The 12,046-nt window shown below is 46.6% G+C and carries 14 protein-coding genes; 11 read left to right on the top strand and 3 right to left on the bottom strand.

Translation table 11 applies throughout. The features are described from left to right. Positions 1-144: 144 nt before the first annotated feature. Genes ACLTOH_RS07670 through istA form a run of 3 tightly spaced genes read right to left on the bottom strand, consistent with a single transcriptional unit; the run spans position 145 to position 2,774 of the window. Positions 145-501: a hypothetical protein gene (locus tag ACLTOH_RS07670; RefSeq protein WP_412223813.1), complete on the bottom strand. Its 357-nt coding sequence runs from the start codon at positions 499-501 to the stop codon at positions 145-147. Then, complete coding sequence (gene istB / locus ACLTOH_RS07675; protein WP_412223815.1) at positions 494-1,261, bottom strand: IS21-like element helper ATPase IstB; 768 nt, start codon at positions 1,259-1,261, stop codon at positions 494-496. Before istB ends, ACLTOH_RS07670 begins: the two co-directional genes overlap by 8 nt. Continuing rightward, on the bottom strand, positions 1,254-2,774 hold the full coding sequence (istA, locus tag ACLTOH_RS07680; protein WP_412223901.1) for an IS21 family transposase: 1,521 nt from the start codon (positions 2,772-2,774) through the stop codon (positions 1,254-1,256). Before istA ends, istB begins: the two co-directional genes overlap by 8 nt. 326 nt (positions 2,775-3,100) lie before the next feature. Here istA and ACLTOH_RS07685 point away from each other — a divergent pair, with 326 nt between their 5' ends. From ACLTOH_RS07685 to ACLTOH_RS07735, 11 genes are all read left to right on the top strand, one after another. Beyond that, on the top strand, positions 3,101-4,642 hold the full coding sequence (locus ACLTOH_RS07685; protein ID WP_412223817.1) for a bacteriophage abortive infection AbiH family protein: 1,542 nt from the start codon (positions 3,101-3,103) through the stop codon (positions 4,640-4,642). A gap of 206 nt (positions 4,643-4,848) precedes the next feature. Further along, positions 4,849-5,190 (top strand): arsenate reductase family protein, encoded by a 342-nt coding sequence (locus ACLTOH_RS07690; RefSeq protein ID WP_118537462.1) that lies wholly within the window; start codon positions 4,849-4,851, stop codon positions 5,188-5,190. A gap of 22 nt (positions 5,191-5,212) precedes the next feature. Next, the gene (locus ACLTOH_RS07695) at positions 5,213-5,623 is read left to right on the top strand and encodes a peptide deformylase (protein WP_412223819.1); all 411 of its coding nucleotides are present in this window, start codon (positions 5,213-5,215) and stop codon (positions 5,621-5,623) included. Between the two features lie 98 nt (positions 5,624-5,721). Beyond that, a complete protein-coding gene (locus tag ACLTOH_RS07700) occupies positions 5,722-5,964 on the top strand; it encodes a helix-turn-helix domain-containing protein (RefSeq protein WP_243026346.1) in 243 nt (80 codons plus the stop codon). Further along, positions 5,948-7,087 carry a type II toxin-antitoxin system HipA family toxin gene (locus ACLTOH_RS07705; protein ID WP_412223821.1) on the top strand — a complete coding sequence of 380 codons (1,140 nt, stop codon included), beginning with the start codon at positions 5,948-5,950 and terminating at the stop codon, positions 7,085-7,087. Before ACLTOH_RS07700 ends, ACLTOH_RS07705 begins: the two co-directional genes overlap by 17 nt. Before the next feature lie 117 nt (positions 7,088-7,204). Next, positions 7,205-8,035 carry a metallophosphoesterase gene (locus ACLTOH_RS07710; protein WP_412223822.1) on the top strand — a complete coding sequence of 277 codons (831 nt, stop codon included), beginning with the start codon at positions 7,205-7,207 and terminating at the stop codon, positions 8,033-8,035. After that, entirely contained in the window at positions 8,022-8,888 is an 867-nt protein-coding gene (locus ACLTOH_RS07715) for a TIGR02452 family protein (RefSeq protein ID WP_337413858.1), read from the top strand. The genes ACLTOH_RS07710 and ACLTOH_RS07715 overlap by 14 nt, the downstream gene beginning before the upstream one ends. Positions 8,889-8,948: 60 nt before the next feature. Further along, positions 8,949-10,526, top strand: a complete 1,578-nt coding sequence (locus tag ACLTOH_RS07720) for a GGDEF domain-containing protein (protein WP_412223824.1) — start codon at positions 8,949-8,951, stop codon at positions 10,524-10,526. A gap of 119 nt (positions 10,527-10,645) precedes the next feature. Continuing rightward, a complete protein-coding gene (locus tag ACLTOH_RS07725) occupies positions 10,646-11,212 on the top strand; it encodes a biotin transporter BioY (protein WP_022152695.1) in 567 nt (188 codons plus the stop codon). 14 nt (positions 11,213-11,226) lie between these two features. Continuing rightward, positions 11,227-11,616: a DUF1284 domain-containing protein gene (locus tag ACLTOH_RS07730; protein WP_412223826.1), complete on the top strand. Its 390-nt coding sequence runs from the start codon at positions 11,227-11,229 to the stop codon at positions 11,614-11,616. A gap of 169 nt (positions 11,617-11,785) precedes the next feature. Continuing rightward, entirely contained in the window at positions 11,786-11,956 is a 171-nt protein-coding gene (locus tag ACLTOH_RS07735; RefSeq protein ID WP_178773571.1) for a hypothetical protein, read from the top strand. Positions 11,957-12,046: the final 90 nt, after the last annotated feature.

Here is a 12,046-nt window from a genome sequence, read left to right on the forward strand (position 1 = left end):
TGTTTTTTGCAAGTACAAATTACCTAAAAATGCAGAGGCACTTCCCAAAAGTTGCAGCGGGAAATTCCTCAAAGTTGCATAAGCTTCCCGAAGCCTGTTAAAGGCTCCAGAGGCATGTCGTTGCAGACATACTTTGATTAATAGTTACAGATATGTAATGCTGGTCTCATCGGTGCCCCTTGCAAGCCGGTGCAGCCGGTCGGTTCTGGAAGCCACCTGTTGTGGATCCTGACCGCCACAGACCAGTCTGACATATAGATCGTATGCAGGGTCTCCTTCAAAGTCACGGGATGTGTTATTGAAGATGTCCTGCTGCAGGCCGTCCGCCCATTCGGGTGGCAGATATTTTATCAGTGCCTGCCGCCAGCGGATGAGCTCCTCATCCAGCTCCAGTATCGTTTTGACCATCTCATCCGTGAGTTTCAGAAAGCTGCATACCGTATCGCAGTCACTGATACATTCCGTATGCAGCTGCTCTTTGATAACCTCATGCTCAGCCATTCTGTCCACCTCCCCTCTGAGCGGAAAACAGGTCATTGATACTGGATTCCCGGAGACGGTTGTTTTCTCCCGGAAACAGGATCAGGTGGCAGTGGTGCATCAGTCTTCCGACAAGGGCAGCCGTCATCTGCTCATCATACAATACATTGACCCATCTGGAGAATTCCAGATTTGTATTCAGGATGATGACTTTCTTCTCATGGATCTCGGAAAGGTAGTCAAACAGCAGCTGGGAACCTGTCCGGTTATAGGGAACATATCCGAATTCATCCAGGATCAGGATATCTGCCCGGGACAGTTTTTTATGCAGGGATGACAGGTTTCCGTTTTCCTGTGCCTCGGACAGCTGATTGATCAGTGCCGCTGTACGGAAGAACTTTACCGCGATCCCCTTCTGACATGCCTGCATGCCGATGCAGATGGACAGCATGGTCTTCCCTGTTCCGGTTCCGCCATACATCACAAGGTTATTGCCGGATCTGTAGAAATCCAGTGCTTTCAGGGAATCCACGGTAACACCGGATGGGAACTGTACTTCATCCGGGCGAAAGGCCGCAAAATTATGCTGTATGGGAAATCCTGCCGTATTTACCAGCTTTGCCACCCTTGTTGCTTTACGGTACCGGATCTCTTCACTCAGGAGATTGTAAAGATACTCCTGATGGCTTTCTCCGGACTGGCTCATTGCGTTATCAACGAGATTTGCTGACAGACGCAGCTGCCTGCAGCAGGAAGCAATGGCATCCCTGTACTCATCCATTTACGGCACCTCCCTTCTTAAGGAGCCTGTCGTAAGCCGACAGGTCGGCGGGCATCTGTGCCACATTTGGGATCCCACTCTGCTGTGGGAACGGCGGCATTTCCGGAACATCGGAATACAGCCGTCTGTACAGGTTTTTCAGGCTGTCAGGATCCGTGACCTGATATAGAAGTGCCTGGTTTATGGTCTGCAGGGCACTGTCAAAGCCGGTACGGTCGGTCAGCTCAGCCAGGACTTTCAGGATAGAACCTCTGTCTGCGCTGCTGCAGGTCCGCATATACTGCTTCATGTTTTCCGGCATCATATCAAAGATACCGCTGTGAAACAATGATCTTGGCTTTTTGGAAATGGATCTCAGATAGGGCAGCCAGTTCATGCTGGACTGCTTCTGTTCCCCATAGAGCCGCTGGTGCGTAACGACCGGATGATGTTGCATATCCATGACCTTTACCTGTGTGGCAGTGATCTTCAGCCATACATTCACACAGGTGTATTCCGGAGAGACAGAGTATTCATGTCTGCCCGATTCCAGTGTGAAGCGTCCCCATTTATCGGTAAGCACTGCCATATATCTGGCAGAGTCAAAGGCAATGTCCGGCAGTGGAAGGAATGCCCTGCGGTCTTCCTCATACCGTTCCCGGATCGTCTGGTCATAATGATAGTGTTCCCGTTCCATGTCCCGGTCAGCTTCCTCAAGCAGTTCTTTGTTGAAGTCAGCTAGGCTTGTGAAGCGGGGCGGAGGCACCAGAAAATTGCGCCGGACATAACCGACCTTGTTTTCCACGCTGCCTTTTTCCCAGCCGGACTCTGGGTTCATAAAGCGGTAACGGAATCCGTAGTGTTCGCTGAAACGTAAGAACCTGTCGGTCAACTGCCGTCCACCGTCTTTCAGGATCTTTGTTACGATGGTGGAGGTGTTGTCAAACCAAAGTTCAGTTGGGACACCACCGATGTGTTCAAATATGGCAATCATACTTTCCATAAAACACTCGGTATTTTCACCATACATCAGCTGGCAATACCCACCGTTGCTGTGTGGAAAGGAAAGCACCAGATATTTTCCTTCCCGGCAGAAGCTGTTTTCGTAGAACCTTGCAGTTCCAAAGTCGGCCTGCCCTTCACCGGGGTGATGGACTAGCGGCAGATAACCTTTCTTATTGTCAAGGTGCATCTGGGATTTACGGAATGCCACATACTGTGCCACAAGCCGGTAAGAGCAGTCAAAGCCATCGGCTTCCTTACCCAGTCGGCGATAGACGCGTCTGGCAGTGTGGCGCTGCTTCCGCGGAACCTTTTTGTCTTCCATGAGCCATGTATCGATCAGGGACTTATAGGGTTCCAGTTTGGGGCAGATACCTTCCGGATCCGGTGTCACTGGTTCCGGAGCATTAAAATCGGTCATGTCAAGATATTTCGTAATGGTCTTACGGTCATGACCGGTTTCAGTAATGATTTCAGGGATAGTTTTCCCTTGCTCGTAATAGAGCTGTCTGATAGAATGGATCTTGTCCATTGCAAGCATACTCCTTTTCTCCTTGAATGTTGTCCGCAACGACATTTCAAGGATACATAAAGACAGGTATGTCTGCAATGGATGTTTGATATTTTCCTAAATTCACAGGAACTGTGAACTTAGGAAAATACCAAACAGAACTCTGCAATAATAGGGAAATTCCCTCTGCAACTTTGAGGACTGCCCTCTGCAATAATTGGTATTTTTATTATACAAGAAACAGGCTGACGAAGGAGGAACTGGATTCCGTGCAGTGGCTTCCGGCGGATGTGACACTGATCGAAAAGATCAAAAGCTGTATGCCTTGAGGATAAGAAAAATTATTTATGACCAACGAAGAATTTCAACGTAGTAAAAGTTTTGAAGAGAATCTGAAAGAATGGAATCTGTTATCTCTGGAAGAGATGGGGGAATCTGTTAAGGAGGGTTCTCTTTATGTGATTGGCAACGGATTTGATATGCTGCATGGCGTCAGATCCAGCTATTACGATTTCAGCAGGACTCTGGGAAAGAGAAGTACGGTCCGGTTTTATCTGGAAAAATATCTGAAAACCGATGACCTGTGGGCGGATTTTGAAGGGGCATTGGGGAAGATCAACATAGAGGCTATGTGCCAGCCGTATATCATCGATAATTTCCTGGATATAAATGGGGCATACGATGAGGATGCAGGTGCGGCCGAGATCTATATGTCCGCAGAAATGGCGGTGGAGCCGATCCTTTCCATGTCGACGGAATTAATGGACCGGTTCCGTAAATGGATCGGCAGTCTGCATACCAATACGAATGACAGACCATTATGCAATGTAATCAAAGACGGGAAAGCATTAAATTTTAATTATACGGAGTTTGTTGAAGACTTGTATGGTGTGGATGCCGGGAATATTTGCTATATCCATGGCTGTCGGAAGAAGACTGGAAGGGGACGGCAAAGGTTGATTCTGGGGCATATTCCGGGAGCCAATGATGCGGCTTATGAATTTGAAGATGATTACTCTGCAATCGATAATCTGGATGAGCATGCCCAGCTATTATACGATGTGCAGCAGATCGCTTTGCAGATGGTTGTGGAGGCTGATGATACATTGACGAAAAAATGTAAGGAGATCATTCAGAGTAATCATGCCTTTTTTGATGGATTAGCGGATATCCGGCAGATAGTCACCATAGGGCATTCGCTGTATCCGGTGGACTGGGATTATTTTGCAGAGATCATAAAGTGTAATAAAGACAGGAACCGGATGCAATGGTTCTTTGGCTGTTATGGAACCGGAGATCTGGAGCGGGTACAGACTTTTATCAATACCTTTGGGATAAATAAAGATCAAGTCGCAATTTTTCGGACGGATACGATTCCTGTAACATTATTGGCGGATAATAAGGGGGAAAAGCCCAAGGCAAATGTTAAGCATCGGAAGGTACTGGCTTCCTCTGAGGATGGAAAGTGGCAGGTTGTCCGCGAGGGCAGGAAGGTCAATATTATTGATAGAACAGCAAACAGTTGCAGCTGTGCAAGAATATTTTCGACATACATGAGCGGAGCTGTTTTCGACTACAGTGGCACGGTGTTGCTTTTGGTGGCAAGAGGACTGGATGCAGGGGTATTTTTATTCCGGTTCGTCAACGGAGAATGGCAATATACAGGGGAACTGGAGCCAATCCCACATCAGGGAGTGATTACCAAACGTCTGCAAAAAATATTGTTGAGGGACAACCGGCTGATTTTTGTATATAACAGCAGAATCCGAAAATATGATGTCGAAACGGGAAAACTGGTATATAATAAGGCCGTAAGGCATGCTTTCGAGACGGAAGGCGAAGATTTGACACAAAAGTTTAAAGGGATATACAGAACAGGGTTTTATTAAGTTTTTCTGGAATAAAAGTGTGAATTTCAGGAGTATGGAGATGGCATTATGACCCACGAACAATTTGAACAGGCAGCTCAATACTGGAACAAAAAGGAAAAGATCACCATGCCGGAGGGGATGCAGACAAGATTGCAACATTAGATGATCCGGAAGTAATGAATGCAATGCAGAAGAAGTATGGAATAAGATAGCAGGAGATTCAAATGAACATCCAGATTTTTGGCACAAAAAAGTGCAACGATACAAAGAAGGCCGAGCGTTTTTTCAAGGAGCGTGGCATCAAATATCAATTCATCGACATGAAGGAAAAAGGCATGAGCAAGGGAGAGTTTACTTCCGTTGCGCAGGCGAACGGCGGCCTGGAGAACATGGTCAACTGGGAGGGGAAGGATCAGGACACCTTGGCGCTTATTAAGTACATTGCGGAAGAGGACAAGCTGGCAAAGGTGTTGGAGAATCCATCGGTGATCCGCACACCGATTGTCAGAAACGGAAAACAGTCTACGATTGGTTACTGCCCGGAGGTATGGAAGGGCTGGAACTGAGGAAACGTGAAGGAATGGGAGGATGATTAGAACAATTATGAGAGACCCGATGTTTCTTGCACAGAAATCCGAGAATGCGACGGAGACGGACAAACAGGTAGTGACAGATCTGCTGGATACTCTGAGAGCGAATCTGGATCATTGTGTCGGAATGGCGGCAAATATGATAGGAGTCCGGAAAAATATTATTGTAGTGGCAGCAGGACTCTTTCAGTTTGCCATGGTCAATCCGGTGATCACGAAGAAACTGCGTCCGTACCAGACAGAGGAAGGATGCCTGTCGCTGGAAGGCGTGAGACCCTGCACGAGATACGAAGAGATTGAAGTGGATTATCTGGATAGCAATTTCCGGAAACAACACGGCAAATACACCGGCTGGACAGCCCAGATCATCCAGCATGAAGTAGATCACTGCAACGGAATCGTTATATAAAAGGGATAATATTTTATCTATTTCTTGCTATTTTGATTGAAAATGGATAAAATATTAGCATGGTTAATTTATATCAAAAAACATGGGCAGAAATAAATATGGAACTTGCAAAGCGAATAGTACAGCTTCGAAAGAGAAAGAAAATTTCCCAAAAGGAATTCGCGGTCAGATCAGGTGTAAGTCTCGGATCGTTGAAGCGTTTTGAGCAGACCGGAGAGATTTCACTGCAGTCTTTTACAAAACTTGCAATAGCTCTTGGAGTGGAGGGAGAGCTGGAAGCTTTATTTGAGGAGGTACCATTTGATTCCATAGAGGAGATACTTCATGGACAGACTGAATAAGCTGGATGTATATTATCATGACCGGAAGGTCGGAACAATGGCATTATATCAAAACCGGCTTGCGGCGTTTGCGTATGGTGATGAATGGCTACAGGAGGGATTCTCGATCAGCCCATTTTCTCTTCCTTTGGAAAAGAGGGTTTTTGTGCCGAAAATAGATCCGTTTGAAGGACTGTTTGGTGTATTTGCGGACAGTCTTCCGGATGGCTGGGGACGTCTTCTGGTAGATCGACTGATGAGAAAAAACGGGTTGAATCCTCATACAGTAGGGAGTCTGGAGAGACTTGCAATTGTAGGAAATACAGGTATGGGAGCCTTGACTTACCGCCCCATGATTCCCTTAGAATCCGTTTATAACGAATTAACATTGGATGAAATCGCAAAAGAATGTGAGCGCATTCTTCAGACAGATACCAGTGAAAAGTTGGATTATCTATTTGCAAAAGGAGGATCCTCCGGTGGCGCGAGACCCAAAATACTATCACGTATAGATAACGAAGACTGGATTATAAAATTTCCTTCGTCAGAGGATAGCAAGGATGTTGGTAGGCAGGAGTACGACTATGCACTCTGCGCAAAAGAGTGTGGAATAGAGATGGAAGAAGTTCGTCTGTTTCCTTCGGAAAAAACACAAGGATATTTTGGAACAAAGCGGTTTGATCGGGTCGCTGAGGGAGAGAACGGAAAAGTTCATATGATTTCGGCAGCGGCAATTCTTGAGACGTCTCACAGAATTCCCAATCTGGACTATGATATTCTTATGAAACTAACTCTTCAGCTTACGAAATCCATGGAGGAGTGCGAGAAACTTTACCGTCTTATGTGTTTCAATGTTTTCGCACATAACAGAGATGATCATTCCAAGAATTTTTCCTATATATACAGGGATAGGGAGAAGCGATGGATACTTTCTCCAGCATATGATCTCACGTATTCCAATTCTATTGGTGGAGAGCATGCAACAACAGTAAATGGAAATGGTGTAGATCCTGGAATGGAGGATCTTCTTTCGGTAGCAAAAAAGATAGGACTTGGAATGACAAAGGCAAGAAAAACGGTAGCAGAGATTCAGGAATGTGTGCAGGAACGATTGCGGGACTATTTATCTGATAGGATAGAATAGCTCTTATAAACTTTGCCTGAAACATTATTTCTTTCCCTGCAGTATGCTAATGTTATCCTACTACAGGGGGAGGGGCAACATGGAGAGGATTCTGATCAGATACCGGGGGAGAATGGTATGATTTACATACCGGGAGATACGCATGGGGATTTCGCAAGGTTTTCCACTAAAAGGTTACGGAGAACCGGCATGGAACTGACAAAAGAAGATTACATCATTATCTGCGGAGATTTTGGACTGTGCTGGGCGAAGGATAAAACTTTTGAGTATCATTGTAAAAATTTTGCGGAGAAACCTTACACCATTCTGTGGGTACAAGGAAACCATGAAAACTATGATATGATCGGGGAATATCCGCTGGAAGAATGGCATGGCGGGAAAGCGCGGCACATTATCCGGGACAGGGTGATATTGCTGGAACGGGGACAGGTCTTCGAGATTGACGGCAAGACCTTTTTCACCTTCGGAGGGGCATCTTCCCATGACATTCAGGGAGGAATTATGGATCGTCAGACGGTGGATTTCGCAGAACAGAAGCGCAGGGCAGACCGGAATTATCTTCCCTATCGGATCCTTCAGGAAAGCTGGTGGCCCCAGGAGCTGCCGACAGAGGGAGAACTGCAGGAGGGCCTGCGCAATCTGGAACGATATCATTACGAGGTAGATTATGTGATCACACACTGTTGTGCCAGCACGCTGCAGGACCGGATCAATGCCGGGACGGGACGCTCCTGTGCCCCGGATCTGCTGACGGACTACCTGGAGACTTTGGAACAGAAGCTGCATTACAGGCATTGGTATTTCGGCCATTATCACCGGGACTGTCAGCCGGATGACAAGCACACGCTGGTATACTATGCGATACTGCCGCTGGAGCAGAAGGAAAGTGCAGCTGCAGTGCCAGTGCCGGGACAGATGGGAGGAGAAACGGATCATGGCAAGGGATGAGAATGTTAGAATTTTTCAGGATACAGAAAAACGGGTAAAGGAAGATCCGGGGCTGCAAGAGGCAGTGAAGCGCTCTGTGGCAGAACAGGTGCTGATCCCGGAGATGATGGAAGTCACGGACCTGATGCCGGAGCTTGCACAGAATCGTGACAGATATGAGAAGGATGCGGAAATCATAGTGTCGAAGAAGCGAAGCTATGAGGCAGCTGCCGGGTATCCGGGAGAAAGGGTATGTGTTCACAATTTTGCATCAGCGACGAATCCCGGAGGTGGTGTGACCAAGGGAAGCTCTGCCCAGGAGGAATGCCTGTGCCGCTGCTCCACCCTGTATTTTTGTCTGAATACGAAGGAAATGTGGGCAGGCTTTTATTCTCCACACAGATATGCGCAGGATCCGATCCACAATGATGACTGCATCTATACGCCGGAAGTCATTGTATTCAAATCCGATACTGCGTCACCGTCACCACTTCCGGAAAAAGACTGGTACTCCGTTAATGTGATCACCTGTGCAGCACCGAATCTGCGTCTGCTCCCGGCCAATGGGATGAATCCCGGAGACGGTAATAAGACCGTGAAGATGACGAGAGCACAGCAGCAGGCATTGCATGAGAAGCGTCTGACCAGAATTCTGGATGTGGCCGTGGCGGGAGGCAATGAAGTGGTCATTCTGGGGGCGTTCGGATGCGGAGCTTTTGAGAATGATCCGGAGGCTGTGGCAGCTGCGTTTTCCAATGTGATCGCTCGTTACAGAAAATGTTTTAAAACCATAGAACTGGCCATTTATTGTTCCCCCAGGGATGAGCAGAATTATAATATTTTCAAACGTGAGATAGATACGACATTGCGTTGACAAATGATAAGGAAACTAGTACTATAGTACCAAACAACACGTTGGATATTGAGGGAAGTAATGGAGAAGGAACAGGGAAAGCTTATTATAATTGTATCAGTCGTATTTGCTATGGTGCTTCTGTGCATGATCTGCACCTCAGACAGTGTGCCGGAGGTAAAGTCATTACAGGAGTGTACGCCGGACGCAGTCAGCGTCTTGGATGACGGCAGGGAGCTGTACGATTTTATATTGGATCAAAACGATGATGAGACGAAATCGATCGTGTTTTATTCGACACATCAGGAGATTGTGGTGTATGCAGATGGGAAGCTGATCTATCAACTGGATGCTGTACCCGGCATATGGGGAAATACTCCGGGCTGGACCTGGAATATTGTCAGGTTTTCAAGTAATGTGAGCAGCTTGCAGGTACAGTTCACCCCTTGTTATCCGGAAACGGCAGGCCAGCAGAAGACGTTTTATATCGGTGGCGGCTATAATATCTATCGTTGGGTGATGCGCCGGGCAATGCCTGCCTTTCTCATCAGCATGATGGTGATACTGGTAGGATTGTATATTAGTATTTATTGGATCGTTATCCGCTGCGGAAGCCGGATCGACGGAACCTTATTGTATCTGGGTATTTTTTCGATCCTGCTGGGAACATGGTCGGCCAATGAGACGGATGTGGCAACGCTGCTCCTGGCCAACAGGCAGGGATGCTCTTATCTGGCATTTGCTACGCTCATGCTGTTGCCGATGTCCTTTATCCTGTTTGTGAAGAGCTTTCTGGAGATCAGGGATGACCGGTTTTGTAGAATTATCTGTAATGCTAATCTGGCATTGATCGTCCTGACGCATATACTGAATGCAACAGAGATATATGAGTTCCGGAGAAGCCTGTGGATGACGCATGCGTTGATCATTCTGATGATTCTATACCTGCTGGTGGTCATCTGTAGCAAAATTGCCAGAAGGCAGCTGGATCAGAGGCTGAAGGCATGTGTAGGGGCACTGCTGCTTGTATTTTTTGCTACCATTGTAGATGTGAGTGGTTATTATAAAACCAGCAATGATGTAGGTGTCTTTGGCAGAATCTCTTTCTTGATCTTTATTGTGGTGCTGGGAATAGAATCCGCCAGACAGACGGTTGCCCGGCTGAAAAAAGGTCGCAGGGTGGAGGAGTTGGAACAGTTTGCCCTGAATGATTCCATGACCGGCATGTACAATCGAAATGCTTATGATTATTTTGTGAAAAATGAGAAGGATTTTGAAGGGTATGTCATAGTGACCTTTGACCTGAATAATCTTAAGCAGTGTAACGATCAATATGGTCACAGGGCAGGGGATGAGTATATTATCAACGCGGCACATATCATAGAGGACAATTTTGAACGCTATGGGAAATGTTATCGCATTGGCGGAGATGAATTCTGCTGTATCATTCCGAAGGGAAGATATTTTAAGATAGAACGTGTGATGCATAAGATCGATCAGGATGTAGAGATCTTGAATCATAAGAACATCATTCCCGTTCCTGTGGGAATTGCCTATGGGTATGCTGTATTCACGGCGGATGATACGGATCCGGAGAAGGTGCGTGAGCGTGCAGATGAGGATATGTACCGGAATAAGAAGGCGATGAAGCAGTCCTGACCAGAGAATCTACTCGATTGTTAACCATATTATAAAAAGGTTGACAATTGAAAAACACCATGCTATTCTAACAGAGGTTTTTACAAAAGACATCTGACAGAAAGGCATGGTTTTTTATTATGACAACACAGACAACAACTCGTAGCAAGACTTATGACATGGTATACATTGCAGTATTTGCGGTTCTGATCGCGATCTGCTCCTGGATCTCCATCCCGATGACGGTTCCTTTTACGTTACAGACCTTCGCAGTATTCCTGGCAGTCGGCGTACTGGGCGGTAAGAGAGGAAGCCTTGCGGTATTGATCTATATTTTACTGGGTGCGGTAGGCATTCCTGTATTCGCCGGGTTCTCTGGTGGTATCGGTCAGTTACTGGGCAACACCGGCGGTTACATTATCGGATTTTTATTCTCCGCACTGCTGATGTGGCTGATCGAGAAGCTGTTCGGACGTAAGACATGGGTGCTGGGTATCTCCATGGTACTGGGTCTGATCGTGTGCTATGCTATCGGAACGGTGTGGTTCATGGTTGTATATGCGCAGAATTCCGGAGCTGTCGGTCTGGCTACCGTACTGGGTTGGTGTGTAATTCCTTTCATCATTCCGGATCTGGTGAAGATCGCACTGGCACTGACACTGAGCAAGAGACTGTCTAAGGCTCTGAAGCTGAACGGACAGGAATAAAGGATACACCGGATATGGAAGTAACAACAACTTACCGGATCCGTCCGCATCACGGCATGTGCCTGTATTTTTTCGAAGGGAAGGGATACAGTGAAGGGTTCACTAAGCATATGGCGGAGGTGAAGGAATGGCTTCTGGGGAAAAACGGACCGGCATCCCTGCAGCTGGTCGGAGCGACGGATGAGATCTGCAGCGCCTGCCCCCATAATAAGGGTGGCAACTGCGAGTCTGCGGAGAAGGTAGACCGGTATGATGCGGGTGTATTGAAATACACCGGATTAAAGGCAGGGCAGGAAATGACTTTTGCGGAATTTGAGCGGATCGTGGAAGAGAAGATTCTGCAGCCGGGATATGGCAAGGTCATCTGCGGAGACTGCCAGTGGAGAGATATCTGCCACAAATAATGAAGAGCATTCCCATGCGGGAGTGCTCTTTTGTATTACATGAGATCTGAATTCAGTGATTATATGTTGATTAAACGTGAAGAGTCGGATATAATAAAATCGGAATGTGTGAGAATACCGTTGAACATATTAGACCGGATTTGATTTTAAGGTAAGGAGGATGTAGGCTATGGAAGTAATGGCTCAAGGGAACAGACATATTGTCGATTCGGATAGCAAAGTAGATAATAATGTAGTTCGCCAAAAAGTAATGGATAGCTATCAAGATATGTTGAGCGGAAAAGGTAGAGATTACAAAGTTTTTTTCGCAGAGTTGGAAAGCAGGTATAACGGAAAATAATGTATAAAGTGCAAATTCTTCCCAAGGCGGAAGAGGATATTAGCACAAAAAAGCGCACCTCCCCTTAGGTGCGCTTTTTTGTGCGTCTAT

This window comes from Waltera sp. (assembly GCF_046969025.1).
GTDB lineage: Bacteria > Bacillota > Clostridia > Lachnospirales > Lachnospiraceae > Acetatifactor > Acetatifactor acetigignens.

Bases quoted from the DNA above. Each gene is read 5' to 3' on its own strand.
- ACLTOH_RS07670 (WP_412223813.1), bottom strand. From the start codon at position 501: ATGGCTGAGCATGAGGTTATCAAAGAGCAGCTGCATACGGAATGTATC.
- istB (WP_412223815.1), bottom strand. From the start codon at position 1,261: ATGGATGAGTACAGGGATGCCATTGCTTCCTGCTGCAGGCAGCTGCGT.
- istA (WP_412223901.1), bottom strand. From the start codon at position 2,774: ATGGACAAGATCCATTCTATCAGACAGCTCTATTACGAGCAAGGGAAA.
- ACLTOH_RS07685 (WP_412223817.1), top strand. From the start codon at position 3,101: ATGACCAACGAAGAATTTCAACGTAGTAAAAGTTTTGAAGAGAATCTG.
- ACLTOH_RS07690 (WP_118537462.1), top strand. From the start codon at position 4,849: ATGAACATCCAGATTTTTGGCACAAAAAAGTGCAACGATACAAAGAAG.
- ACLTOH_RS07695 (WP_412223819.1), top strand. From the start codon at position 5,213: ATGATTAGAACAATTATGAGAGACCCGATGTTTCTTGCACAGAAATCC.
- ACLTOH_RS07700 (WP_243026346.1), top strand. From the start codon at position 5,722: ATGGAACTTGCAAAGCGAATAGTACAGCTTCGAAAGAGAAAGAAAATT.
- ACLTOH_RS07705 (WP_412223821.1), top strand. From the start codon at position 5,948: ATGGACAGACTGAATAAGCTGGATGTATATTATCATGACCGGAAGGTC.
- ACLTOH_RS07710 (WP_412223822.1), top strand. From the start codon at position 7,205: ATGATTTACATACCGGGAGATACGCATGGGGATTTCGCAAGGTTTTCC.
- ACLTOH_RS07715 (WP_337413858.1), top strand. From the start codon at position 8,022: ATGGCAAGGGATGAGAATGTTAGAATTTTTCAGGATACAGAAAAACGG.
- ACLTOH_RS07720 (WP_412223824.1), top strand. From the start codon at position 8,949: ATGGAGAAGGAACAGGGAAAGCTTATTATAATTGTATCAGTCGTATTT.
- ACLTOH_RS07725 (WP_022152695.1), top strand. From the start codon at position 10,646: ATGACAACACAGACAACAACTCGTAGCAAGACTTATGACATGGTATAC.
- ACLTOH_RS07730 (WP_412223826.1), top strand. From the start codon at position 11,227: ATGGAAGTAACAACAACTTACCGGATCCGTCCGCATCACGGCATGTGC.
- ACLTOH_RS07735 (WP_178773571.1), top strand. From the start codon at position 11,786: ATGGAAGTAATGGCTCAAGGGAACAGACATATTGTCGATTCGGATAGC.